The organism is Marinomonas sp. ef1 (assembly GCF_002806845.1).
Taxonomy (GTDB): domain Bacteria; phylum Pseudomonadota; class Gammaproteobacteria; order Pseudomonadales; family Marinomonadaceae; genus Marinomonas; species Marinomonas polaris.
Map to the genome: position 1 here is coordinate 250,709 of NZ_NHTT01000007.1, position 24,116 is coordinate 274,824.

Here is a 24,116-nt window from a genome sequence, read left to right on the forward strand (position 1 = left end):
AAATTTTGAGTGTTATTCGACTAAAAGGTCAAGCTGATCGCCGTTTAAGGGCTGGACATCAATGGATTTACAGCAATGAGGTAGATACCTCAGCTACGCCATTAAAGCAATTTACCCCAGGGGATCAGGTTGTTGTCGAAACAGCTCAAGGTAAACCTCTTGGTATTGCGACAATAAACCCTAATACATTGATCTGCGGTCGTTTAATGAGCCGTAGTACCGATACATTTTTAAACAAGTCGACTTTGGTTCATCGTCTAAAGATTGCTTTATCTTTGCGTGAGCTGACTTATCCAGCGCCGTATTACCGTCTTGTTTTTGGTGATTCTGACGGTTTGTCAGGTTTGGTTGTCGATCGTTTTGCCGATGTTTTGGTTGTACAAATATCGACCGCTGGCATGGAGCGAGTAAAAAACGAGATCGTTGAAGCCTTGCAAGATGTAGTGAAGCCATCAGCGATTCTGATGAAAAATGATGGCAAGATGCGTCAGATCGAAGGCCTTGAAACCTATGTTGAAGAAGCTTTTGGTACGGTTCCAGAGTTGGTTTTCCTACAAGAAAACGGTGTGTTGTTTCAAGCGCCAGTGTGGGATGGACAAAAAACTGGTTGGTTCTATGATCACCGTGAAAACCGCAAAACCATGCAAGGCTTTTGTGATGGCAAACGTGTACTTGATGTTTTCTCTTACATTGGTGGTTGGGGCGTTCAAGCAGCCTCTGCTGGTGCGACAGATGTTACCTTTATTGATGCGTCTGAAAGCGCATTGAGCCATGTTGGTGAAAACCTTAAGTTGAACCAATACGAAGGTGGTTTTAACTTGATGCACGGTGATGCATTTGAAGCGATGCAGTCTTTGATTGAAGGGAAAGAGCGTTTCGATGTGGTTGTTATGGATCCGCCAGCGTTTATAGCTCGTCGTAAAGACATTAAAGCGGGCGAGGGTGCTTACCATCGTGCAAATCAGCTAGCGATGCGCTTGGTTGCGAAGGGCGGGATTTTGGTTTCCGGTTCTTGTTCTATGCATCTGGAAACGGCACGGTTACACGATATTATTCGTAGCAACAGTCGTCAATTAGAGCGTTTTTCGCAGTTGATTTATCGCGGAACGCAAGCACCAGATCATCCGGTCCACCCTGCGATAGAAGAAACGGAATACCTAAAAGCTCTATTTTATCGAATCCATAACAACATGGGTTTATAAGCTTATTTGGTTTATGTTGTTAGTAACCAAAAAATAAAAGCTAAAGAATAAGAACGAAAAAAGCGCTGTCAGATATGATCTGGCAGCGCTTTTTTATTTGGCAATCTTATTGTTTCGTTCACTAATCTCTTAAAGAAATATGCTGCCAGCCACGATCTTGCGCAATTTTTGTTAGTGTCTCATCGGCATCAACGGCAATAGGGTGAGTAACCAATTCTAATAAAGGTAAATCATTACGAGAGTCGCTATAAAAAAAGCTACCTTCCATTGTGTGTCCGGTCTCAGCCAGCCAATCATTTAAGCGTGTAACCTTGCCAGCTTGGAAGCTTGGAACACCAACAATTTTACCTGTGTAGTGATCGTTAATGATCTCTGGCACAGGTGCAATAATATGATCCATGCCTAAAGCATCGCCAATTGGCCCAGTAACGAACTGGTTAGTCGCGGTGATCATCAGCAAGAAATGACCTTGGTCTTTATGATGCTGTAATAGCGCATTAGCTTTCTCTTGCATCATTGGCTGGATTTTTTCTTGCATGAAAATGTCGTGTAGCTTGGCCAACTCTTCTCTAGAGAACTTAGTTAATGGTTCTAGGCTAAACGCCAAGTATTCATGAATATCTAAAGTACCAGTTTGATACTCTTCGAAGAACTTATCGTTGGCTAATTTGTAAGCGTGGCTGTCTACTAAACCTTTCTCAACGAGAAATTGTCCCCAAGTGTAATCGCTGTCGCCATTTAATAATGTGCCGTCTAAGTCAAATATTGCGAGTGTCACAAGCAGTCCTCAATTCTTCTAAAGTGCGTGAATTATAGCTCTGGAGACAATAAATAACAGCAGTCTTAATTGTGCAGATGGGGGAATTATGGAACAATGAAACTAATTTATTTTTATATTAAAAGGTGATAGCTCGTGATTGATGCAGACGGATACAGACCGAATGTGGGCATCATACTGATGAACGAGCGTGGCCAACTTCTTTGGGCGAGACGCGTAGGGCAAAATGCTTGGCAGTTTCCTCAAGGAGGTATCAAATCCGACGAGACACCTGAAGAAGCTTTATTTCGAGAGCTTAAAGAAGAAGTAGGTTTAGATCCTCATCAGGTGGAAGTAATAGGTAAAACTCGGGGTTGGCTGCGTTATCGTCTTCCTAAACGCATGCTAAGACACAATAGCAAACCTCTATGTATTGGACAAAAACAGAAATGGTTTCTTCTGTCTATTCGTTGTCCTGATGCTTCTGTGTGCGTAGATGGAACGGAAACCCCTGAATTTGATGGCTGGCGCTGGGTTAGTTATTGGTACCCACTTGGCCAAGTTGTGGCGTTTAAAAAAGATGTTTACCGTCGAGCTCTAAAAGAGCTTATCCCCAGTGCACATCGTCGACTAGAAAAGTGATAAACTTACTGGCTTGATGCTGGAGGTTATATAGATTGATGGGAGAGCTATGCTAAGTTTGCTAAGACGTATTACCCAGGAGGTGACTGCCGCGCAGTCTTTATCTGCGGCACTTGACATTATTGTCCGACGTGTCCGCAGAGCAATGCGAGCAGAGGTGTGTTCTATTTATTTAGTAGACACCAATACTAAAGAATATATCTTGATGGCAACGCGCGGTTTGAATGCGGACGTTGCAGGTAATGTTAGTCTAAAAGCAGATGAAGGTTTGGTTAGTTTAGTTGGTCGTAGGGCTGAACCTGTAAACCTTGAAGATGCTCATATTCACCCATCTTTCCACTATTTAAAAGGTTCCGGCGAAGAACGATACCGCTCTTTTCTAGGTGTTCCTATTATTCATCATCGACAAGTTTTAGGCGTGCTGGTGGTTCAGCATGAAGACAAACGTCGATTTGATGAAGGCGAAGAAGCCTTTCTTATTACTTTATCGGCCCAATTGGCGGGTGTTATTGCTCACGCTGAAGCGACAGGGGCGATTACTAGTATTAATCCTAACGCTATTCCTAGTGGATCGGATTTTCGCTATAAGGGTGTTCCTGGTAGCTCTGGTGTAGCGATTGGTCGCGGTGTTGTGGTGTTTCCGCCTGCTGATTTAGATGTTATCCCTGATCGTCGTACAACAGATTTTGATGAAGAGATTCAGGACTTTTATCAAGCACTTGATGCCGTTCGACAAGACATTCGTCGCGCCAGCAATCGTATTAGCCAACACCTTTCAGAAGATGAAAAAGCATTATTCGATGTTTATCTAAAAATTCTAGATGACAACTCAATCGCTGGTGAAATTGTTCGAAAAATCAAAGAAGGTAATTGGGCTCAAGGTGCATTAAGACAGGTTATTCAGGCGCATATTCAGCAATTTAACCGCATGGATGACCCTTATTTACGTGAGCGGGCCTCGGATCTTCGTGACCTTGGTCGTCGTATCTTATCTCATCTTCAAGAGAAGGCTCCAAATGTAGCAGAGCGTTTCAGTGAGCCATCTATTATTATCGGTGAAGAGCTCACCGCGTCCATGTTAGGCGAAATTCCAATTGATAAGATCAAAGGCCTAGTCTCGGTAATGGGATCGGGTAACTCTCATGTGGCAATTTTAGCCCGTGCTATGGGTATTCCAACTGTCATGGGCGCATTAGATTTGCCTTATGCTCAGTTGGATAAAGTAGATCTTATTGTCGATGGTTATTTGGGCAAGATTTTTACCTATCCGTCTGAAGCGCTTATTGAAAATTATCAGCAAATTGTTGATGAAGAGCGTCTTTTAGAAGAAGAATACGAAACACTCAAAGACTTACCTTGTGAAACTCTTGATGGCCACCGTTTATCTTTATTTGTTAATACTGGTTTGTCTGCTGATATCGCCCGTTCTTTGGATCGTGGTGCGGAAGGTATAGGTCTTTACCGTACAGAAGTGCCTTTCATGGTGCGAGATCGTTTTCCGACCGAAGCGGAACAGGTCGTTATTTATCGTCAGCAGTTAGAAGGTTTTGCACCTTCGCCAGTAACGGTTCGTACTTTGGATATTGGTGGTGATAAAGCGCTGCCTTATTTTCCTATAAACGAAGCGAACCCTTTCTTAGGTTGGCGCGGTATTCGAGTTACTCTGGATCATTTGGAAATCTTTATGGCGCAAATTCGCGCCATGATAAAAGCCAGTGCTGGCCTGTATAATCTAAAAATTATGCTACCTATGATTTCAAATGTGGCGGAAGTAGAAGAAGCCTTAGCGCTTATTCGCCGTGGTTATGCAGAGGTTAAAGAGGAAGGTTACGACGTCAAAATGCCTCAAGTTGGCGTAATGATAGAAATTCCTGCGGCGGTTTATCAAGTTAAAGAATTAGCTGAATTGGTGGATTTCTTATCGGTAGGAAGTAACGATTTAACGCAATATTTGCTTGCTGTAGATCGAAATAATCCGCGTGTAGCGGACTTATATAATTCTTTCCATCCTTCTGTATTACGTGCATTGCTTAGCATCGTCGATCAAGTCAGAGATGAAGGTGTCGGTTTAAGCGTATGTGGTGAAATGGCTGGTGATCCGATGGGTGCTATTTTATTAATGGCCATGGGGTACGACGTATTATCGATGAGTTCGACCTCACTTCCTAAAGTGAAAGCGGTGATTCGTAATATCTCGATGGAACAAGCGCAAGCCATGCTTAGCGAAGTGATGAAACTATCTCATGCTGAAGCGGTCACACAGACTATGACACGACTCATGCGCGAAGCCAATATTGAGCGTTTGATTCGACCATCTAAAACCACTAACGTGGAATAATACCTATCAGAGGCTTGCTTCAATATTATGATTTCATATCCAAACATTGACCCTATTGCCATATCAATAGGGCCAATTTCCGTTCATTGGTACGGCATTATGTATCTTATTGGCTTTGCCGGGGCCTACTTATGCGGCATGTATCGCGCTAAACGTTCCAATGGGCTTTGGACACCAGAGATGGTCAGCGATGCTATATTTTATGGCGCACTTGGCGTCATATTGGGTGGCCGAGTCGGTTATATTTTGTTTTATCAGTTTTCTGCGTTTGTTGATAATCCACTTATTCTTGTTCGTATTTGGGAAGGCGGCATGTCTTTCCATGGAGGGTTATTAGGCGTTATTACTGCTATGTACTTCTTCGCTCGTCGTTACAACAAGCACCTGGTTGATGTGACCGACTTTCTGGCGCCGTTCGTACCAATTGGTTTAGGTGCAGGGCGTTTAGGCAACTTTATTGGCGGTGAATTATGGGGCAAACCGACAGATGTTTCTTGGGCGATGATTTTTCCTAATGATCCGCTGCAACTTGCTCGTCACCCTTCGCAGTTATATCAATTTGCACTAGAAGGTGTAGCACTGTTTTGTATCTTGTGGTTCTTCTCACAAAGAACAAAACCGCGGTATTGTGTCTCTGGTATGTTCTTACTTTTCTACGGTATTTTCCGAATCCTAGTAGAATTTGTCCGCGAGCCAGATATACAAATTGGCTACCTTGCTTTTGGTTGGCTGACAGAGGGGCAGCTTTTATCTTTGCCAATGGTAATAATTGGTGTTGGCTTAATTATTGCGGGCTTCAAGCTAAACACATTTCCAAAAGCGAATGCTTCAAAATAGCTAAAAAGATTTAGAGTGACGCTTAAAACCAGCCGTACGGCTGGTTTTTTTGTTTTGATGCTGACAAAGCTAATTATGGCTTTTGTTTTTTTAAATGTGAAAGAGTAGATTAAAATTGTATTGATGTAGCCTAAGGGCTACAATTATTTATATGAAGTATGAAATCAAGAAAACGGATGTTTTTGATCAATGGCTGTTTAAACTAAAGGATCGACAAGCTCTTTTGGCGATAAACATGCGAATCATTAGGGCGATTAACGGCAACTTCGGTGATAGCAAAGTGATTGCGAGTAATCTCTTGGAGATGCGTGTTTTTGTGGGAAAAGGCTATCGAGTTTATTACAGCGTACGTAATAACGAAGTTATCTTGCTTATTAATGGTGGCCATAAAGGCACACAGAGCAAAGATATAGAGAAAGCGAAGATATTGCTTAGTGAATGGGAGCAACCATCATGACATTAAAGGCAAGCGATTTTAATCCGTTTGATTATATTGAAACACAGGAAGAAGTGCAGGCTTTCTTACAAGAATGTTTGGCTGACGATGACCCAAATACCTTTATTGAAGCATTGGGATTGCTGGTTAAAAAACATGGTGTAACCGATATTGCTTTAGCATCTGGACTGAACAGAGAAAGCTTATATAAAACCATCAGTGGTAAAACAAAGCCGCGCTTCGACACGATTTTTAAAATCATGCAGGCACTAAATTTTCGCTTCACCACACACTCAGCTTGAAATGGAACTGCGTCTATTATCTCGGTCTGACTTTAAACCTTTGCTGCTATTTGAAACAGAAAACCGAACTTGGTTTGAAGCGCATATCAATCCGCGGGAAGTTAGTTTTTACAGTGATGAAGGTGTAAAAAAGCACATCGAAGAATTTCTTTCGCAACATCAAAGAAAAGCCATGTTGCCGATGCTTATTATTGACGACACCGGTGAGATTGCTGGACGTATTAATTTAACCGATATTAATTTAGTGTCGCACGAGGCTTATTTAGGCTATCGAATGGGCGAAAAATTTGCCGGACGTGGCATTGCCAAGCGTGCAGCTGAACAAATAACTCAACTGGCTAACGAGCTTAATCTGCAAAAAATAATCGCCTTCGCTTCTGTGGACAACATTGCTTCGCAGAGAGTGCTGACACACAACGGATTTGTTGAAATGAAGACCCATGAAAACTTCGCTGAAGTGCAGGGTAACAGTATTGATTGTATTGAATACCATAAAATTGTTAAGGAAAAGCATGACACTCTTGGTTAGAGAAGCGCAAACCAAAGATGCACAAGACATAGTTAATATTTTGAATCCCATTATCGAGGAAGGTCTTTTTACCATACTCGATATTACTTTTTCGGTAGAAGATGAGGAGCAATTTATTCAAGACTTCCCTGAGAGGGGGGTGTTTCATGTGGCCTTAAACGAAGAGGGTTCAAGCGTCATTGGCTTTCAAAATGTAGAGCCGTTTGCTGCCTATACTCATGCTTTTGATCATGTCGGTATTATTGGAACATTTGTTGATGCCAGTTGCAGAAGGCAAGGGGTTGCATCGATTTTATTTAAAGCGACCTTCAACTTAGCAAGATCAAAAGGCTATGAAAAGTTATTCGCCTACGTCAGAGAGGATAACCCAAACGCTTTAGCGACGTATTTAAGACAGGGCTTTGAAGTGGTAGGAACTGCGAAAAAACACGCTAAAGTTCGTGGCAAATATATCGATGAAATTTTGATAGAAAAGTTCTTATAGGATTAATTTATCCACAAAGATGACTTCAATATAAAACAGCGAACCATTATTGGTTCGCTGTTTTGCTTTTAGGTCTCTTGAACCGAGAGTTGCTTAAACTGAGAAAGGGTAGGAGATAGGCTCGTGGAATTGGTAGCCTTCGATTTCAAAGTCATCCATGGTGACCCAAGTTTCTATGTCTTTTAAAGATTTGATCTCTGGGTTGATTTTTAAAGTTGGCAGAGGGTAAGGCTCGCGCTTTAGTTGTACGTCACGCATTAGTTCTAGCTGATCTTCATAGATGTGAGCGTTCACTATCTTATGAAAGGCTTTGCCTGGTTTTTTCCCTGTGATTTGCGCAACGATGGCAAGCAATACGTATACCTGAACCATGTTGAAATTTAAACCAAGTGGCACATCACAGCTGCGCTGTGTGCTGTTTAGATAAAGCGTATCACCAAGCAATGAAAAGTGATGGCTGTACATACAAGGACGAAGACAAGCCATGTGAAACGCGCCTGGGTGATAAAAAGTGAGGATTTCCCCACGGTTATCCACACCACGGCTTAGATCGTCAACAATCTGTTTTAATAGGTCGATATGACCACCGTCTGGCTTTGGGAAGTGACGGCCAATAGCACCATAGCAAAGTCCCATGTCATCTTCGCCTTTACGGTAAGGGTTGTTTAGCCAAACTTCGTTTTCGTTGGCATTGGCATCCCATGTTTTGGTGCCCAGCGCACGAAAGTCTGCCGCGTTATCGTAGCCTCTTAAATAGCCGATGATTTCGGCAATAGCAGACTTCCAATAGCTTTTACGTGTGGTGACGAGAGGGAATTCGCCTTTACTTACATCATAGGTGAGGTCGGCATTAATAACGGTTAGGCAGCGCTTGCCAGTACGTTCGTTGTTGACCCATTCACCTTCGTTAACGATGCGGTTGCAAAGATCTAAATACTGTTTCATAAAAATGCCTTGTCTGTTTTAGCCTCGACGAATGCTGGTAATGCAGGTTAGGAAATGCAATCTGGATCGTCATGGGTATAATAAATGCCATTGATTATATCAGAAGCCTTTGCTCTTGGATTGTCGGAGCAAAGAAGAGCCAAGATTTTTAAGCAGGTTATTGTATGTTGTCACTAATTGTCGCTATGTCTACGAACCGAACCATCGGTATTAATAACTCGTTACCTTGGCATTTGCCAAATGATCTTAAATATTTCAAGCAAGCGACGATGGGCAAACCCATTGTCATGGGACGTAAAACCTTTGAATCTATTGGCAAGCCATTGCCAGGTCGTCGCAATATTGTTATCAGTCGTGATCCAGCTTATCAAGCGGAGGGGATTGATGTGGTGACGACATTGGAAGATGCCATTTCCCTTGGCGAAGATATTTGCTTGGTTAATGGCCAAGAAGAAGTCATGGTTATCGGCGGCGCGCAAATTTACCAACTCGCTCTTGAACGCGCGGATCGTTTGTACATCACTCATGTGGACGCCGAAGTAAAAGGTGATGCGTTTTTCCCAGAGGTAGATTGGCCATCGTTTACCCTGATAGGCGAAGAAGCTTTCGCCGCTGAAGGTCCGAATCCATACGACTATCGTTTCTCTGTTTACCAAAGAACCAGCGCAGAGTAATTCATTATGTGGCAACAAATTGAGATTCAATTGCCAGCGATGCGTCGAGGCTTTCATTTGATCACTGATCAGGTGGCGGCTGCTTTATCAAAAATGACACCAGTATCGATAGGGTTATTGCATATTCAACTGCTGCATACTTCGGCTTCTTTGACGATCAATGAAAACGCCGATCCTTCTGTTCGCCGTGATATGGAAAAACATTTTTCTCACATGGTGCCAGAAGATCAGCCCTATTATGAGCATATTTACGAAGGCAGCGACGACATGCCCGCACACATAAAAGCCAGCATGTTGGGCTCATCTTTGACGATTCCTATTCGGGATAAGAGGTTGTGCTTAGGGATTTGGCAAGGCGTTTATTTAGGTGAACACCGTGATCATGGTGGCGCGAGAAGGATCGTTTTAACGCTGCAAGGTGATCGCGACTAAATAGTCATATTTGCTAGAACAAAAACGCCGCATTAAAAATGCGGCGTTTTTGTTTTTAAGAACTTAAATCTAGTTAACGACGATTTGTTTGCAAGAAGCTTGGCCATCTTCAACGGCTTGATTTGCGCTCAGCGCTAGTTCTTCTATTGTTTCACCATCTTCTGGAAACGCTGCTATACCAATACAGAAATCCATAGGATCTGAATTGCCTTCAAACAAAGCTGAGCTTTCACTTTCTGTCGGGTTAATGATGTGTTTTAGCAAAGTCTTCGCATCTTTTACGCTGGTGTTAGGAAGTAATAACAGCAGTTTGTCAGGCTCTACTCGTGCTAGTACATCCGCTTCTCTAATCTTTTTATAGATATAACGAGCGGAGGTTTGAATGGCAATATTGCGCGCTTCCATTGGAAGTTTGCTTAGGCGTTCGTTAGCATCAAGGTTTATTTTTGCCATGGTTAATGGCGTATATTGGCGTTTTGCCAAGCCTAGTTGCTTTTTAAAATGCGTCAGCGCTGCGCCACGAGTCAATAGCCCTGTTAGTTCATCAAATGTCGCTTGGTTGCGTAGATGTTCTTCCAGTGCTTTTTGGTGGCTAATATCCACCATGAAACCAATGATCTTCTTGATGCTGCCATCTGGGCCTTTGGTGTAGCTTCTGCCGCGTTCTTTTACCCATAGGTAACGTTGGTCACCCGTCAGAATACGATATTCCACTTCATAATAATCTTGATTGAGTGCTACATGCTCATTGACTACAGTAGCCAATTTTTTCACATCATCGGGATGAACAAGGGCGTGCCATTCAGTAGTAGAGCGTGGTGTTTTATCAAGTGGATAATTCAATAGTGTCGCAATGGATTTTGAACAAGATACTAAATCTGACTCTGTTTCCCAGATCCACAATCCCGCAGAAGATTCTGTCAGTGCGAATTTTAGCAGGGTGTTTTCGGCAGCAGAAAGATCCATGTGGTCAGTATTGTAAACACAAGCCAACACCGTTTCGCCAAGGTGGCGCATTTCAAGCTGCATATTGATTAGCTTATCACCAACACGAATTAAGCTTTCACAACGCTCAATGCTGCCGCTTTTGATTTTTTTATTAAGCTTTTGCCAGTCGTCAGGAGAAACGGCGTCTTCACAAAGTGATTCCCAGGTACCGGAAGGCGTCGAATTAAAATTTTCAAACAAAATTTCAAAGTTGCGATTGTATGATATTAGTTTGCCAGTGCTGCTTTCTATTATAAAAGCAGGCGTTGGCATGTACTTAAACGCGAGTTCAAAAGGCGTGTTCATGACGCGCTCCTTTATAATATGGTTATTCTGGGGTGATCCAAGTAACTTGGTAATCCGCATCATTATCTTCTGCTAGTAACTTGCTGAGCACTGGCAAAAATTCCTTGGCTTCTTTTTCTAGAGTCCAAGGTGGATTGACGATAATCATACCGCTTCCTGCCATGCCGCGCTCTTGTTCTGTGTTTCTAATGCAAAGCTCTAGTAAAAGCACATTACGAATATTGGTTGCTTTGACGGACTTTAATAATTCGTTAGCTTGCTGACGATTTAATACAGGATACCAAATGGCATAAGTGCCTTGAGGGAAGCGTTTGTAACCATCATCTAGAGCTTGAACAACGTATTGGTAATCTTTTTTCACCTCATAAGGTGGATCCATCAGCACGAATCCACGCTTCTGTGGTGGTGGCAGCATGGCTTTAACCGCGGCAAAGCCATTGTCTTTTACAACATTGGCTTTACGTTTATTCGGGAAAAGTGCCGCTAAAATAGGGTAATCGTTTGGATGCAGCTCACATAAGTGTAGCTTGTCTTTTTGGCGAACGTAATAATCGACAATTTTGGGGCTGCCAGGATAAAACTCTAACGTATCTGTTGGGTTCATCTCGCGGACGATGTCTAACAGGTTTTCCAATGGCTCAGGAAGGTTGTCTTCGGTTAACAGTCGTGCAATACCTGAATGGAATTCTTTGTTCTTTTGCGCCTGCTCAGAGTTTAGTGAATATTGACCAATGCCAGCGTGTGTATCCAAATAGAAAAAAGGCGCGTCTTTTTTTATAAAATGGCGACATATTTGACTGACCGTCAAATGTTTTAAAATATCAGCGTGGTTGCCTGCATGATAAATATGGCGATAGCTGAGCATTGTTTTTCCTGTGATGAATAATTAGATTTTGAATGAAAAAGGCCGCAACGCCCGTATTTGGCAAAGCGGCCTTTTGCGTATTACTTTTTTAACAATTAGTCGATTTGACTAATATCACGTACTGCCCCTTTGTCCGCACTGGTCGCAAAGTGCGCGTACACTTTTAGTGCTGGAGAGACTTTACGTGGACGTTCTTCAACTGGCTTCCAAGCGTTTGCGCCTTTTGCGTTCATAGCGTCGCGACGAGTTTGTAGCTCTTCATCGCTAAGCAAAACATTGATCGTACGATTTGGAATGTCGATCAAAATACGGTCGCCATTTTCAACCAAACCGATTGCGCCGCCGGCAGCAGCTTCAGGTGAAGCGTGACCGATAGACAGGCCAGATGTACCACCAGAGAAACGACCGTCAGTTAATAGTGCGCAGGCTTTTCCTAATCCTTTGGACTTAATGTAAGACGTTGGATAAAGCATTTCTTGCATGCCTGGTCCGCCTTTAGGGCCTTCGTAGCGAACGATGACAATGTCACCTGCTTCCACTTTATCATCAAGAATGTTCTTAACCGCTTCGTCTTGAGACTCCGTTACGTGAGCACGGCCTTCAAACACAAGAATCGATTCGTCTACACCTGCACTTTTTACAACACAGCCATCAACAGCGATGTTGCCATAAAGTACTGCTAAGCCACCTTCGAGGGAAAAAGCATTTTCGATGGAGCGAATGCAACCCTCAGCACGGTCTCCATCTAAAGAAGGCCAGCGAGTAGATTGGCTGAACGCGGTTTGCGTTGGAATGCCGGCAGGTCCTGCTTTGTAAAATTCTATGATCTCAGGAGTTGGCGAGCGCATAATATCCCATGTCTCTAACGCTTCTAGCATGGTTTTTGAATGCACAGTGTGACACTGATTGTGCAAAATTCCTGCGCGATCAAGCTCACCCAGCAAGGCAAAAATACCACCGGCACGGTGTACATCTTCAACGTGGTATTTCGGTGAGTTTGGCGCTACTTTGCATAGTTGAGGCACTTTACGAGATAAGCGATCAATATCTTGCATGGTGAAATCAACACCTGCTTCATTGGCAATTGCCAATAAATGCAAGATAGTGTTGGTTGAGCCACCCATGGCGATGTCTAAAGTCATGGCATTTTCAAAGGCTTCGAAGCTTGCGATAGAACGTGGTGCCCAGTTCGCTTCATCGTTTTCGTAGAAACGTTTAGTGATGTCTACGATGCGACGACCAGCATCTAAAAACAAACGGCGACGATCTGAGTGAGTGGCTAATGTCGTGCCGTTGCCCGGTAAACTTAGACCAAGCGCTTCGGTTAGGCAGTTCATTGAGTTCGCGGTAAACATGCCAGAGCAAGAGCCACAGGTTGGGCACGCTGAGCGTTCGTATTCGGCTACTTTTTCATCTGTTGCCGTTGGGTCTGCTGCGATAACCATGGCATCGACTAGGTCAAGTTTGTTTTCGGACAGTTTGGTTTTTCCCGCTTCCATTGGACCGCCAGACACAAAAATAACCGGAATATTTATGCGCATAGCAGCCATTAGCATCCCCGGTGTAATTTTGTCACAGTTTGAAATACAAACCATAGCATCGGCGCAATGAGCATTAACCATGTATTCAACAGAATCTGCGATCAAATCACGAGATGGAAGACTGTAAAGCATGCCGTCATGACCCATGGCGATACCGTCGTCGACAGCAATAGTGTTAAATTCTTTCGCTACACCACCTGCGGCTTCAATTTCACGAGCAACCAGTTGGCCCATGTCTTTGAGATGAACATGACCTGGTACAAATTGAGTGAAAGAGTTGACCACGGCTATGATTGGCTTTTGAAAATCATCGTCTGTCATTCCGGTTGCACGCCATAGCGCGCGAGCTCCGGCCATATTACGGCCCGATGTAGTTGTTTTGGAGCGATATACTGGCATTGTTTTCCCCACAGATTATTGCTTTATTTTGTTTTATATAGCTGGCTACATTTTATGTAGTCCATGTTACCAAGATTATTGTCTATGCCCAATGGCAATTTTTAGACAATATTGAGACACTGTATAAATTAATACTGATACTTTTATTGAAACGGAAACGATATGGTCGAAAATGTATTATCAGCCCACTCTAATGTTGCATTGGCAAGACAGCCAATCGTAGACAGTCGCCTTGCTGTAATGGGGTATGAACTTCTTTATCGCAAAAATTCTGTTGCAGCGCAGGCTGATATTATAGATGACGTTGGAGCAACAGCTCAGGTCATAGCTGCTAGTCTTTTTGAGCTGGGTATGGAAAACCTTGTGGGGACAAGTAAGGCATTTATTAACTTTCCTCGCGCTTATTTGTTAAGTCCCAGTGGCATGCCGATCAATAAAGAAAATATCGTGGTTGAAGTACTGGAAGGTTCGGGCTTCGATGCGATTTTGTTGTCATCTTTACGTCGCTGGGTGAAAGCTGGCTGCTCTATAGCATTAGACGATTTTGTTTTTGATAGTAAGTTAACGCCTTTTATTGAGCTCGCAGACTACATCAAACTAGATGTCCAGACTTTAGGCCGAGATAATTTCCACAAACAAGTTGAAGCACTAAGGGGCTTTAACATTAAAATTATTGCTGAGAAAGTGGAGACGTGGGAAGACTATCAATTTTGCCGTTTGTTAGGTGTTGAATATTTTCAGGGGTACTTTTTTGAAAAGCCTGAATTGATATCTAGTAAAGCGTCTAAAGTGAACAGTATGACACTTTTGCAATTGATGTCATCGCTTTTAAATACATCGACTTTAAGTGTCGACGATCTGGAGCGAATAGTCAGCCAAGACGCAGGACTGGTTCATAAACTACTGCGTTACTTAAACTCTCCTATTACAGGCTTAGTTGCCTCGGTTGATTCTGTGCGTTTGGCTATTATGTTGATTGGTGTGGAAAAACTTAAATCATTAACCAATTTATTATTAATGTCTGAAATGGTTGGAGATAGACACGTTTTGCTTGAGCAAATAATGGTTCGCGCGAAACACGCTGAATTATTTGCTCATAGCCGGGGTTACAATAATCAGGATAAATATTTTTTAGCCGGAATGTTGTCAATGATTGATGTTTGCACAGGAATGAAGTTAGACGAAGTGCTCGGGGAGTTGCCTTTACCAAGTGAATTTATTAACGCGATAGTACATCGATCTGGAAGAGTGGGTAATACGCTTGATCTAGTGGAGCATTATGGCAGTGGACATACGATAAAAAGTCCTCAAGATTTGGACGACTTGAAAACTACGTACCTTGATGCAATCAAGTGGGCTGATGAGTTTCTTGTTGCTATATGACTCTGTATGTTTGAATGAATAATCAAGGTTTGTAGTCTTTTCCTTACATGCCTGTAGGCGTTTCCCGTATGTTGTGTGGCTATATGTCATGTATTTTTGTGATCTCTATCTATCTCATTGATTTTAAATAAAATAACTGAATTTTAGTTGTTTTTGATAAAGTTGATATATATTTTTTAGCTGTTAAATTGTGTCTTATCCAAACGGAATTCATGGATGAAAAGCGCATGACGTGCTTAATGAAATGCCATTGATGGTGTTAAGGATTGAACCGGATGTTCGAGAGCAATGGATTGTTCAAAGGAATAACGTGGTTTGATGGAATGCGCCATTTGATAAGGATAGTTTGGATGCTTCATGATGAAGCAAACAGTGATGTTTTACTCATCGGAAGAGTTGCTTGACAGGATGTTAGCAAAAAGCAGGGTTGCCAATAGGCGCCCTTTTTTTTGTCTTAAATTTGTCGGTTTTTATCTGTATAAAGTTAAGTATAAAAAAAAGCGACCTTGGAGTCGCTTTTTTACATTCTTGGCTTTTAAATTTGGTATAGCGTTAAACTAGCGCTCTAAATGCTCTAATTTATCTTCAACACCATCCCACTGCGCGGCATCAGGAAGTGCGTCTTTTTTCTCTGCAATATTTGGCCAGATCAAAGACAAGTCTCTGTTCAATTCTACGAACACTTCTTGGTCTTCAGGCAATTCGTCTTCAGAGAAGATAGCATTGGCTGGACATTCAGGTTCACATAATGCGCAGTCGATACACTCGTCAGGATTGATGGCTAAAAAGTTAGGGCCTTCGTAGAAGCAGTCCACAGGACAAACTTCAACACAGTCAGTGTATTTGCAGCGAATGCAGTTATCGGTAACGATGAAAGCCATTCGACTTCTCCTTACAAGCTATAAAAATGATTGCGCGCTATTTTAGATGTATAGGCTATTTCGCGGCAAGCAACAATCGTCATTAGGCTAAATTTATCTGCTATTAGCTTATATCGAGACCTTTCGACAGAAGTCTTAAAGGTCTCTATAACCCATTACAGCTGAGACTTTAGCTTATAAAGGGCGCTTATTGCTTCTAGCGGCGTCATATTATCTAAATCTAGTTCTTCAAGAGCATTTTTCAAGGCATTTTGTTCCGCCTGAGCAAACATATCCACTTGCTGAGGTTGATAGCCATTCTTGCTTTCTTTGACCAAGTGCTCCTTGGTTTTTGCTTTGATTGAACTTGAATTTGCCTTAGTCTCTATGGTCTTTGTATCAAGGTCAATGCCTGTGACGACTTCCAGTTCTTTGAGTTTTTGCTTAGCGTGCCCAATAACATCTCGAGGGACCCCTGCTAGTTGTGCAACTTGTAGCCCGTATGATTGGCTAGCTGGGCCTTCATGGACCTTGTGTAAGAAGACGATTTCATCTTCGTACTCTGTCGCTGTTAAGTGAACGTTAGCCGCGTTTTCTAATTGGTCAGCAAGCGTAGTGAGCTCAAAGTAATGCGTTGCGAACAAAACATAACATTTTAACTTATTAGCTAAATAGTCGACTGCTGCCCAAGCTAATGACAGGCCATCAAATGTACTGGTGCCGCGTCCAACTTCATCCATTAGTACCAGGCTATTTTTGCTGGCGTTATTTAGGATATTTGCGGTTTCCGTCATTTCCACCATAAAGGTTGAGCGACCGCCGGCAAGATCATCTGATGAACCCATTCGTGTAAAGATTCGATCCACTACAGAGATAGAAGCCGATTCTGCTGGTACAAAACAGCCGGTATGCGCCAATAAAGTGATTAAAGCTATTTGGCGCATGTAGGTAGATTTACCGCCCATATTCGGGCCGGTGATCATCAATAAGGAGCGTTTGTCATTTAGATCAAGATCGTTTGGTACGAAAGGTTCTGAAATAACCGATTCCACTACAGGGTGACGGCCGCCGACAATTTGAATACCACCACGATTATGTAATTCAGGGCAGGTAAAACTAAGCGCATTAGCGCGTTCCGCAAAGTTGTTCAGTACATCAAGTTGCGCTAAAGCTTGGCTGGTGGTTTGTAGTTCGCCTAGAATCTCATTAAGTTGTTCTAGAAGCGCTTCGTAAAGCTCTTTTTCTCTGGCAAGGGATTTGGATTTTGCACTCAGGGCTTTGTCTTCAAAGGCTTTTAGTTCTGGTGTGATAAAACGTTCGGCATTTTTTAGCGTCTGACGACGAATGTATTCCACCGGTGCCTGATCGGAATGTAGACGACTAATCTCAATGTAATAACCATGAACTCGATTAAAACCGACTTTTAATGAGCTGATGCCAGTACGGGCTTTTTCGCTGCGTTCCATTTCGGCAAGAAAGTCTGTGGCATTAGTGGATAAGGCCAATAGTTCGTCTAACTCTTCATCGTAGCCTTTGGCAAAAATACCACCATCACGAACAACTGACGGTGGATTTTCGACAAGGGCTTTTGCCAACGTCTCTGTGATATCTGGTTGCGCGATAATACGCTGATTGAGTTCTTGCAGTCGCTCAGATGTAGCACTTGCTAACAAATCGTTGATTTCTGGGGCGGCTTCAAGCGCAAATCGCAGGCGCAATAAGTCTCTTGGGCGAGCAGAGCGTAAGGCGACGCGTGACAATATGCGTTCTAAATCGCCCACTTTTTTAAGAGGCGCTTCAAAGACATCATAGGTTTGGTTTTTCTGTAATTCTGCGACGACTTGTTGGCGAGCCTGAATTTCGTTTAAATCACGAATTGGCGTGTGCAGCCAACGTTTTAGTAAGCGGCTGCCCATTGGTGTAGAGCATTTATCGAGAACTTCTACAACTGTGTTGCTGGTACCGCCAGTAAGATTGATATCGATTTCTAAGTTACGTCGAGTCGCGCCATCAATCAGAACCGAATCGTCTTTATGTTCAACCATGATGGATTGAATGTGCGGTAACGCAGAGCGTTGAGTATCTTTAGCGTATTGAAGTAAAGCACCTGCAGACGCAATAGCGGCTGTCATGGCCTCACAACCAAAACCAGAAAGGTCTTTGGTGTTGAATTGCTGAATTAATTGGCGATAACTGGATTCATAATCGAAATGCCAAGGGCCAAGTTCAGAGATGCCTTTTTCCAGCTTCAGTGTCTTTCGTGCAGGGAAATCTTCAGAGATCAAAATTTCTCTCGGCGATAAACGCTGTAATTCACTAGAAAGCGCTTCGTGACCATCTACTTCAAATAAGCAAAAACGGCCACTGGCCATATCTAAATAAGAGAAACCAAAAATATCGAGGCCTTTGCGGGATTGATGAGCAAGGGAAAGTAGAAGGTTTTCGCGTTTCTCTTCCAGGAATGCTTCATCACTAATGGTGCCTGGCGTTACAATGCGAGCGATTTGGCGTTCAACAGGACCTTTGCTGGTGGCTGGATCGCCAGTTTGCTCAGCCACAACAACGGACTCGCCCATACGAACTAAGCGCGCAATGTAGTTTTCCGCAGCGTGATAGGGAATACCAGCCATCGGAATTGGCATGCCACCAGAATGACCGCGAGCGGTAAGTGTAATATCAAGCAGCTGAGACGCGCGTTTAGCGTCATCGTAGAAAAGCTCGTAAAAATCTCCCATGCGATAAAATAGCAGCTGGTTTGGGTGCTGTGATTTAAGGCCGAAGTATTGGCGCATCATCGGTGTATGATTATCTGCTGGTGTTTTACTCATTCGGGAAGCTCGATTGTGATCCAAAAAATAGAGGGGTATTCTACGGGATATTTTCCTAGGATTTAAGGGATAACGATAATGAATCAAATGCAAAAAATGACACGAGCGGCACAACAAGCCAGCGAACCCTTACAAGCAAGAGCGTTGTTGTTGGTTACGGCTGAGTCTTGCACTGGCGGGTTGATTAGTGCGGTATGCACGGAAATAGCTGGTAGCTCATCATGGTTTTTTGGTGGTGTGATTAGCTATGCCAATGAAGCTAAGATGCGTGGTTTGTCGGTAAAAGAAGAAACGCTATCATCCTTTGGTGCCGTGTCTGAGCAAACAGTGAAAGAGATGTGTGCTGGTGCCTTACAATTAGGCGGTGACATTTCTGTGGCTGTGAGTGGCGTGGCTGGTCCTGGGGGCGGCTCGCCAGAAAAGCCTGTAGGTTGTGTTTATATCGGGTGGAAAATGCTTGGACAAGAAGCCAAAGTTGAGCGTTTTCAGTTTTCTGGGGATCGTCAAGCGGTAAGAGAAGCGACTGTTTTAGCTGCTCTTCATGGTGTGAAAGAGATGCTTGAAAGCAGTGAAAAATAATACTGTTTTTATATACAGTATTTCTTGAGATTCCCCAAAAAAAACGATAGAGTTACCCACAACGACAATTAATCACAACGAAAAGTAGCCACAAGGATTTCATAATGTCATCTATTGCAGACAACAAGAAAAAGGCGCTGGATGCAGCGCTGTCTCAAATCGAGCGTCAATTTGGTAAAGGCGCCATCATGAAGATGGGCGAAGGTGCCAAGCTTGATATTGATACGGTTTCTACTGGATCGTTAGGTCTGGATATTGCACTAGGTGCTGGTGGTCTTCCTTATGGTCGTATCTGTGAAATCTACGGACCAGAGTCTTCAGGTAAAACAACATTAACACTGAGTGTTATTGCAGAAGCTCAGAAGCAAGGTAAAACTTGTGCCTTTATTGATGCGGAACACGCTCTCGATCCTTCTTATGCAGAAAAGCTTGGTGTCAATATCGCTGACCTTTTGATCTCTCAGCCAGACACTGGTGAGCAAGCGCTTGAAATCGTTGACATGTTGGTACGTTCAAATAGCGTTGACGTTATTATCATCGACTCTGTGGCAGCCTTGGTTCCTAAGTCTGAAATTGAAGGCGAAATGGGTAGCTCTTCTGTTGGTGTTCAAGCGCGTTTGCTTTCGCAAGCAATGCGTAAATTGACTGGTTCTATTAAAAACGCCAATTGCCTTGTTATCTTTATCAACCAAATTCGTATGAAAATTGGTGTTATGTTCGGCTCTCCAGAAACGACTACTGGTGGTAACGCACTTAAGTTCTACTCTTCTGTCCGTTTGGATATTCGTCGCATCGGCTCAGTGAAGCAGGGCGATGAAGTGATTGGTAATGAAACTCGCGTTAAAGTAGTGAAAAACAAGATTGCACCACCATTTAAACAAGCTGAATTCCAAATCATGTACGGTGCTGGTATTTACCGTATGGGCGAAGTGATCGATTTAGGTGTAAAGCAAGGTTTTGTTGATAAGGCAGGTGCTTGGTACGCTTATAATGGTAATAAAATTGGTCAGGGCAAAGCCAATGCAGCTCAATTCTTAGCAGATAATCCTGAAATGGCGAAAGAAATTGAAGCCAAGATCCGTGAAGATTTATTACCTAAAAAGGGTAAGGCGGACGAAAAAACGAATGCTAAAGAAACAGACGTTGAAGCAGATGAAGAAGCAGAACAACTAGACTTCTAACTTCTTCTAGCAAAAATAACATCTCTAAAAAGCAGGTCTTGTACCTGCTTTTTTTGTTTTTGTGGTGAGTGCGTTAAAAAATGTATGTTTAATGGTTTCTTAAGACATATCCCTCTATGATTATTTCTTTAAAGACTTTGTATTAAATAGGACTGTCATAATATGTTGATTTGGCAATGGGGACTTATTGTATCGAGTGCACTTTTGCTTGTGGTGTTCATATTTGTTTTGTTGAGATATTTTTCTCTAAAGAAAAATGTATCTAAGCCAGATGTTGCTGATGAAGTGGAATCTGTTGAATTGCATGCTGATAAGCAAGATGTGTCAGTAGAAGAAAAAAGACAGTGGTTAGCTTTGCTTGAACAGCAGCGAAACATATGTGCTCAACTTCTTACTGAGTTACCAAAGTCTGACTTTCAGGGACGGGCTGCTTTGTCATGTTGGGCAATTTTTTTAGATGTTGAAATACATATCATTGAGCATTCCGTGCCGAATCCGAAAGTGCTGGCGCTTCTAGATGGATTCAAAAGCCTCTTGGATAAAGTAGATCGTGCGCAAGAGATCGATGCACTTTTGAAATCGTTAAAAGTTAATCAGTCTTTGTTGCGAGAGTTAAATAAAGTCATTCAGAAAGCGGGTGAAAAAGTGTTCGCCCAAGTAAACATAACATCTGAATTAAATTTACAGTTTGAAAAGCTTCAAAAGAAATTAGAGAAAGAAACTGAACTTGATGAGTCACTTGCTTTGCTTCGATCTGAAATGGCAAGTATGTACGAGTTTTCTGAACGCTTAAAGTTGCATTTAGCCGAAGTCAAGGAAGAGGGCGATAACGCACTTTATGTAGATGCCTTGGAGGCATTCTTAAGTGAGGCAGATCAGTCTGATTTTTTGCATTCGGTTCGTTCAGAGTTAGATGATAAAGTTTCTGATCTCAAACAGTTAGCGGCTTACCAAAAAACAATCATTGCCGATTTAAAAGAACAAGTTCGTAAAGTGAAAGTAGACCATGAAGGCGATGGTAAGCACATCGGCGTCTACGATATTTCTATTGCCAGACTGGAAAAAACATTATTAGAAAGTAGTCGAGTGGTTAAGCGATTAGAGGGCAAACTTGAAAGTTTGCAGGCTATTAGATACAACCTGAATATTGACGTGATTAAGCGTGATGAGGCTTTAAAACGAAAAAAAGCACTACTTAAAAAACAAGATGAAGGTCTTACGCAGGGTATTGATATATATGGTGTGATAGATGAAGAGCGTAGCACCATGAAAAATATGGAAGACTTGCTTTATCAGGATTCATTTACCGAAGAGTCTGATGCTTTTGCCAATGAGCAAGCTTCAAAGTTGAGCTCTTTGCGTTTAATGGTAAATGAGTCTGAGCTGTATGTAGAAATGCTCGAGCGAGATTTAGACAAAGCGAGAGATTTACGTGAAAATCTTGAATATAAACTGCTTCATCCAGATGCTATTGATGAAACGGTAATGGGTGAAGGTGAAGATGATATTTTAGCCAGCCAAGATCAAGAAGAAGTTGAAAACCTTCGAGAAATTAATGAGGAATTAGAAGAAGAACGAAAGCGTTTAGAAGCAGAACTATTTGATGGACAAGACCAATCTGAAGAGTTCGAGAAATTGCAGAAAAAAATTAAGGAGTTAGACTCAAAGATAGAGTCAGTCCAAAAAAAATATGTTGAAATGGAGGAGCGCTATTTAGCCGCGCTCATGGCAAAAGAGGACAACTTATAAGTTATCCTCTGGGCTCTCTAGCTCTAGTCAAGAAAGCAAGAGGACAGTGTGAAGCGTTTTACCGAATTACTAGATTCTAAAGCGGTCCACTAACTTGCTTAGCTGCTGCACATCGTTGATTAAACGATTTTTGATATCGACGGCTTTTTGTGTGTATTCCACGTTTGAAAACGCTGTGTTAGTGACATCATTAACTTGTTCTGCTATCTCGCCTGCTTGTTGGTTCTGCTCCTGAATGGATGCGGATATTTGTTGGTTGGTGTGGCTCAAGGTATTGATCGAAGCAATAATGGCTGTGAACATTTCGATGGTTTCTTTTGCTTGTGTTGATACACCTTCGGTTAATTTCTGAGAAGTGCGCATTACTTGCGCCGCATCTGCCGAGCCTTTCTGTATGCGTTCCACAACGGTTTCGATCTCTAGTGTTGATTCGTGTGTTCTGTTTGCCAAGCTACGCACTTCATCTGCTACAACAGCAAAACCTCGGCCTGTTTCCCCTGCACGCGCGGCTTCAATGGCAGCGTTAAGTGCCAATAGGTTAGTTTGTTCTGCAATACCACGAATAACATCCAGTACATTACCAATATTCTGACCGTCGGTTTCTAGGGTGGAAACCACGGATGAAGCTTTGTCCATTTCGTCGACGACATTGTGTAATGATTTTAGTGTCTGCGATAAGTTGTTTTGCCCTTGAGTCGAGTTGGTGTTAGCTTTGATTGCCATATCACCACATTTGCTGGCATCAGAAGATACTTCGCTTAAAGAGCTTGTCATAGCGTTGACTGCATTGGATATCTCGTTAGTACCTTGCTGTTGATGCTTGGATAAACGGTCAACTTGTTGTAATGCATCATCGATTTGAGCGGCAAAGCCCTGAGTTGTGGAAACTGTACTGGCTACTTGTTTGATAACAGAATGGACAAGTTCAATAAAACCATTGAGGTTTTTCGCTACTTCGGCCATTTCGTCTTTGCCTGAACTATCAAGGCGAGTGGTTAGGTTGCCGTCTGCACTATTAAGGCCTTCCAGTACTGATATCATTTGACGTAAAGGTCGGATGATGAGCCTGTTCGCAGCAAAGATAATAAAGGTAGATAGAATAAGTACAACAGCTAAGCTAATGTAATTATTTAGCTCAACTTGATTGATAACATTCGCTATCCCCGCTGCGCCTTCTTCGACTTTACTATCACCTTCTTCTTCTAATTCACCCACAAATTCCAATAATGTTATGACGTGCTGGTCAAACTCTGCAACAGCATTTTTTGAGTTTTCTTTGTCATCAGAGAGAATCTTTCCCTTCAAAGTCTCTAGCTTTGCTAAATAATTGTCTAAGGTAGTTATTGATTGTGTTTCTATCAGCCCAGACGCTTTCATTCTGCCTAGTGCTTCTTGAGTAAACTTATTTGTCTCTGCAATTTTATTTTTAGCGTCTGCTAATGACAGTTCATTATTAATGAAAGCATCAAGGGTGATGATTTGTGATTGTATACCAATAGTTCCTTCCATCGAGCCATCTGCTGCATCCCATGCATTGCCTGTAATAAAGTTGATTTCGGACTTTAGCTTACTGACGGATAACATGCCTAAAACAGAATTACCTAGAACTATGATCACGAATAACATTATGCCTAGATAAATTTTGATTTTTATCGTCATTAACTTTCTCCAAAATAAGGGTTAGATGATTTTCATTCTAGTTGAAAAAAATATTTATTCAGTATTTTTTGTACGGCCTCATTTAATAAAAGCTAAAAATGAGGTTAAGTGGTTTGATTAGTTCTTATCGTTCATTTTTTAAAATATTAGATTTAATATAAAAAACTTGTCTCAGAGAGTCTTTTATATTGATGACTGTGT

22 protein-coding genes are annotated in these 24,116 nt (G+C 42.3%); 14 read left to right on the forward strand and 8 right to left on the reverse strand.

Going from position 1 to position 24,116, the window contains the following annotated elements:
• Nucleotides 1-5 precede the first annotated feature (5 nt).
• A complete protein-coding gene (locus CCS02_RS12210) occupies nucleotides 6-1,202 on the forward strand; it encodes a class I SAM-dependent rRNA methyltransferase (protein WP_100187658.1) in 1,197 nt (398 codons plus the stop codon).
• A 121-nt stretch (nucleotides 1,203-1,323) separates the two neighbouring features.
• Here the strand turns inward: CCS02_RS12210 and CCS02_RS12215 are convergent, their stop codons facing one another.
• Entirely contained in the window at nucleotides 1,324-1,980 is a 657-nt protein-coding gene (locus CCS02_RS12215) for an HAD family hydrolase (protein ID WP_100187639.1), read from the reverse strand.
• A gap of 135 nt (nucleotides 1,981-2,115) precedes the next feature.
• Between CCS02_RS12215 and CCS02_RS12220 the strand changes: the two genes are divergently transcribed.
• From CCS02_RS12220 to CCS02_RS12250, 7 genes are all read left to right on the forward strand, one after another.
• Entirely contained in the window at nucleotides 2,116-2,601 is a 486-nt protein-coding gene (locus CCS02_RS12220; protein ID WP_072841570.1) for an RNA pyrophosphohydrolase, read from the forward strand.
• Nucleotides 2,602-2,650: 49 nt separating this feature from the next.
• Nucleotides 2,651-4,939 (forward strand): phosphoenolpyruvate--protein phosphotransferase, encoded by a 2,289-nt coding sequence (gene ptsP / locus CCS02_RS12225; protein ID WP_072841572.1) that lies wholly within the window; start codon nucleotides 2,651-2,653, stop codon nucleotides 4,937-4,939.
• Between the two features lie 27 nt (nucleotides 4,940-4,966).
• On the forward strand, nucleotides 4,967-5,776 hold the full coding sequence (gene lgt, locus CCS02_RS12230) for a prolipoprotein diacylglyceryl transferase (protein ID WP_100187638.1): 810 nt from the start codon (nucleotides 4,967-4,969) through the stop codon (nucleotides 5,774-5,776).
• Between the two features lie 151 nt (nucleotides 5,777-5,927).
• Nucleotides 5,928-6,233, forward strand: coding sequence for a type II toxin-antitoxin system RelE/ParE family toxin (locus CCS02_RS12235; RefSeq protein ID WP_100187637.1), 306 nt, complete (start codon nucleotides 5,928-5,930; stop codon nucleotides 6,231-6,233).
• Nucleotides 6,230-6,514, forward strand: a complete 285-nt coding sequence (locus CCS02_RS12240; protein ID WP_100187636.1) for an addiction module antidote protein — start codon at nucleotides 6,230-6,232, stop codon at nucleotides 6,512-6,514. The genes CCS02_RS12235 and CCS02_RS12240 overlap by 4 nt, the downstream gene beginning before the upstream one ends.
• Nucleotide 6,515: 1 nt before the next feature.
• Nucleotides 6,516-7,043 (forward strand): GNAT family N-acetyltransferase, encoded by a 528-nt coding sequence (locus tag CCS02_RS12245; RefSeq protein WP_100187635.1) that lies wholly within the window; start codon nucleotides 6,516-6,518, stop codon nucleotides 7,041-7,043.
• The gene (locus tag CCS02_RS12250; RefSeq protein WP_100187634.1) at nucleotides 7,027-7,527 is read left to right on the forward strand and encodes a GNAT family N-acetyltransferase; all 501 of its coding nucleotides are present in this window, start codon (nucleotides 7,027-7,029) and stop codon (nucleotides 7,525-7,527) included. Before CCS02_RS12245 ends, CCS02_RS12250 begins: the two co-directional genes overlap by 17 nt.
• A 93-nt stretch (nucleotides 7,528-7,620) precedes the next feature.
• Here the strand turns inward: CCS02_RS12250 and CCS02_RS12255 are convergent, their stop codons facing one another.
• Nucleotides 7,621-8,472, reverse strand: coding sequence for a thymidylate synthase (locus CCS02_RS12255; RefSeq protein WP_100187633.1), 852 nt, complete (start codon nucleotides 8,470-8,472; stop codon nucleotides 7,621-7,623).
• A 164-nt stretch (nucleotides 8,473-8,636) separates the two neighbouring features.
• On the opposite strand from CCS02_RS12255, the gene folA reads away from it, so the two are divergent.
• The gene (gene folA / locus CCS02_RS12260; protein WP_100187632.1) at nucleotides 8,637-9,146 is read left to right on the forward strand and encodes a type 3 dihydrofolate reductase; all 510 of its coding nucleotides are present in this window, start codon (nucleotides 8,637-8,639) and stop codon (nucleotides 9,144-9,146) included.
• A gap of 6 nt (nucleotides 9,147-9,152) precedes the next feature.
• Complete coding sequence (locus CCS02_RS12265; RefSeq protein ID WP_100187631.1) at nucleotides 9,153-9,578, forward strand: secondary thiamine-phosphate synthase enzyme YjbQ; 426 nt, start codon at nucleotides 9,153-9,155, stop codon at nucleotides 9,576-9,578.
• Nucleotides 9,579-9,647: 69 nt separating this feature from the next.
• On the opposite strand, the gene CCS02_RS12270 is transcribed toward CCS02_RS12265, so the two are convergent.
• From CCS02_RS12270 to ilvD, 3 genes are all read right to left on the reverse strand, one after another.
• Complete coding sequence (locus CCS02_RS12270) at nucleotides 9,648-10,871, reverse strand: sensor domain-containing diguanylate cyclase (protein ID WP_072841585.1); 1,224 nt, start codon at nucleotides 10,869-10,871, stop codon at nucleotides 9,648-9,650.
• Nucleotides 10,872-10,893: 22 nt separating this feature from the next.
• On the reverse strand, nucleotides 10,894-11,736 hold the full coding sequence (locus CCS02_RS12275) for a 23S rRNA (adenine(2030)-N(6))-methyltransferase RlmJ (RefSeq protein ID WP_072841587.1): 843 nt from the start codon (nucleotides 11,734-11,736) through the stop codon (nucleotides 10,894-10,896).
• A 95-nt stretch (nucleotides 11,737-11,831) separates the two neighbouring features.
• The gene (gene ilvD, locus CCS02_RS12280; protein ID WP_072841589.1) at nucleotides 11,832-13,676 is read right to left on the reverse strand and encodes a dihydroxy-acid dehydratase; all 1,845 of its coding nucleotides are present in this window, start codon (nucleotides 13,674-13,676) and stop codon (nucleotides 11,832-11,834) included.
• Between the two features lie 162 nt (nucleotides 13,677-13,838).
• Between ilvD and CCS02_RS12285 the strand changes: the two genes are divergently transcribed.
• The gene (locus tag CCS02_RS12285) at nucleotides 13,839-15,059 is read left to right on the forward strand and encodes an EAL and HDOD domain-containing protein (protein ID WP_100187630.1); all 1,221 of its coding nucleotides are present in this window, start codon (nucleotides 13,839-13,841) and stop codon (nucleotides 15,057-15,059) included.
• A gap of 557 nt (nucleotides 15,060-15,616) precedes the next feature.
• On the opposite strand, the gene fdxA is transcribed toward CCS02_RS12285, so the two are convergent.
• On the reverse strand, nucleotides 15,617-15,940 hold the full coding sequence (gene fdxA / locus CCS02_RS12295) for a ferredoxin FdxA (protein ID WP_012071401.1): 324 nt from the start codon (nucleotides 15,938-15,940) through the stop codon (nucleotides 15,617-15,619).
• A gap of 155 nt (nucleotides 15,941-16,095) precedes the next feature.
• On the reverse strand, nucleotides 16,096-18,747 hold the full coding sequence (mutS, locus tag CCS02_RS12300; protein ID WP_100187628.1) for a DNA mismatch repair protein MutS: 2,652 nt from the start codon (nucleotides 18,745-18,747) through the stop codon (nucleotides 16,096-16,098).
• A 78-nt stretch (nucleotides 18,748-18,825) separates the two neighbouring features.
• Between mutS and CCS02_RS12305 the strand changes: the two genes are divergently transcribed.
• From CCS02_RS12305 to CCS02_RS12315, 3 genes are all read left to right on the forward strand, one after another.
• Nucleotides 18,826-19,326: a CinA family protein gene (locus CCS02_RS12305; protein ID WP_100636698.1), complete on the forward strand. Its 501-nt coding sequence runs from the start codon at nucleotides 18,826-18,828 to the stop codon at nucleotides 19,324-19,326.
• A 104-nt stretch (nucleotides 19,327-19,430) separates the two neighbouring features.
• Nucleotides 19,431-20,507 carry a recombinase RecA gene (gene recA, locus CCS02_RS12310; RefSeq protein ID WP_198515367.1) on the forward strand — a complete coding sequence of 359 codons (1,077 nt, stop codon included), beginning with the start codon at nucleotides 19,431-19,433 and terminating at the stop codon, nucleotides 20,505-20,507.
• A 162-nt stretch (nucleotides 20,508-20,669) separates the two neighbouring features.
• Nucleotides 20,670-22,256 carry a hypothetical protein gene (locus tag CCS02_RS12315; protein WP_072840717.1) on the forward strand — a complete coding sequence of 529 codons (1,587 nt, stop codon included), beginning with the start codon at nucleotides 20,670-20,672 and terminating at the stop codon, nucleotides 22,254-22,256.
• Between the two features lie 69 nt (nucleotides 22,257-22,325).
• On the opposite strand, the gene CCS02_RS12320 is transcribed toward CCS02_RS12315, so the two are convergent.
• Nucleotides 22,326-23,915 (reverse strand): methyl-accepting chemotaxis protein, encoded by a 1,590-nt coding sequence (locus CCS02_RS12320; RefSeq protein ID WP_072840716.1) that lies wholly within the window; start codon nucleotides 23,913-23,915, stop codon nucleotides 22,326-22,328.
• Nucleotides 23,916-24,116: the final 201 nt, after the last annotated feature.

Bases quoted from the DNA above. Each gene is read 5' to 3' on its own strand.
- ptsP (WP_072841572.1), top strand. From the start codon at position 2,651: ATGCTAAGTTTGCTAAGACGTATTACCCAGGAGGTGACTGCCGCGCAG.
- lgt (WP_100187638.1), top strand. From the start codon at position 4,967: ATGATTTCATATCCAAACATTGACCCTATTGCCATATCAATAGGGCCA.
- CCS02_RS12235 (WP_100187637.1), top strand. From the start codon at position 5,928: ATGAAGTATGAAATCAAGAAAACGGATGTTTTTGATCAATGGCTGTTT.
- CCS02_RS12240 (WP_100187636.1), top strand. From the start codon at position 6,230: ATGACATTAAAGGCAAGCGATTTTAATCCGTTTGATTATATTGAAACA.
- CCS02_RS12245 (WP_100187635.1), top strand. From the start codon at position 6,516: ATGGAACTGCGTCTATTATCTCGGTCTGACTTTAAACCTTTGCTGCTA.
- CCS02_RS12250 (WP_100187634.1), top strand. From the start codon at position 7,027: ATGACACTCTTGGTTAGAGAAGCGCAAACCAAAGATGCACAAGACATA.
- CCS02_RS12255 (WP_100187633.1), bottom strand. From the start codon at position 8,472: ATGAAACAGTATTTAGATCTTTGCAACCGCATCGTTAACGAAGGTGAA.
- folA (WP_100187632.1), top strand. From the start codon at position 8,637: ATGTTGTCACTAATTGTCGCTATGTCTACGAACCGAACCATCGGTATT.
- CCS02_RS12265 (WP_100187631.1), top strand. From the start codon at position 9,153: ATGTGGCAACAAATTGAGATTCAATTGCCAGCGATGCGTCGAGGCTTT.
- CCS02_RS12270 (WP_072841585.1), bottom strand. From the start codon at position 10,871: ATGAACACGCCTTTTGAACTCGCGTTTAAGTACATGCCAACGCCTGCT.
- CCS02_RS12275 (WP_072841587.1), bottom strand. From the start codon at position 11,736: ATGCTCAGCTATCGCCATATTTATCATGCAGGCAACCACGCTGATATT.
- ilvD (WP_072841589.1), bottom strand. From the start codon at position 13,676: ATGCCAGTATATCGCTCCAAAACAACTACATCGGGCCGTAATATGGCC.
- CCS02_RS12285 (WP_100187630.1), top strand. From the start codon at position 13,839: ATGGTCGAAAATGTATTATCAGCCCACTCTAATGTTGCATTGGCAAGA.
- fdxA (WP_012071401.1), bottom strand. From the start codon at position 15,940: ATGGCTTTCATCGTTACCGATAACTGCATTCGCTGCAAATACACTGAC.
- mutS (WP_100187628.1), bottom strand. From the start codon at position 18,747: ATGAGTAAAACACCAGCAGATAATCATACACCGATGATGCGCCAATAC.
- CCS02_RS12305 (WP_100636698.1), top strand. From the start codon at position 18,826: ATGAATCAAATGCAAAAAATGACACGAGCGGCACAACAAGCCAGCGAA.
- recA (WP_198515367.1), top strand. From the start codon at position 19,431: ATGTCATCTATTGCAGACAACAAGAAAAAGGCGCTGGATGCAGCGCTG.
- CCS02_RS12315 (WP_072840717.1), top strand. From the start codon at position 20,670: ATGTTGATTTGGCAATGGGGACTTATTGTATCGAGTGCACTTTTGCTT.
- CCS02_RS12320 (WP_072840716.1), bottom strand. From the start codon at position 23,915: ATGACGATAAAAATCAAAATTTATCTAGGCATAATGTTATTCGTGATC.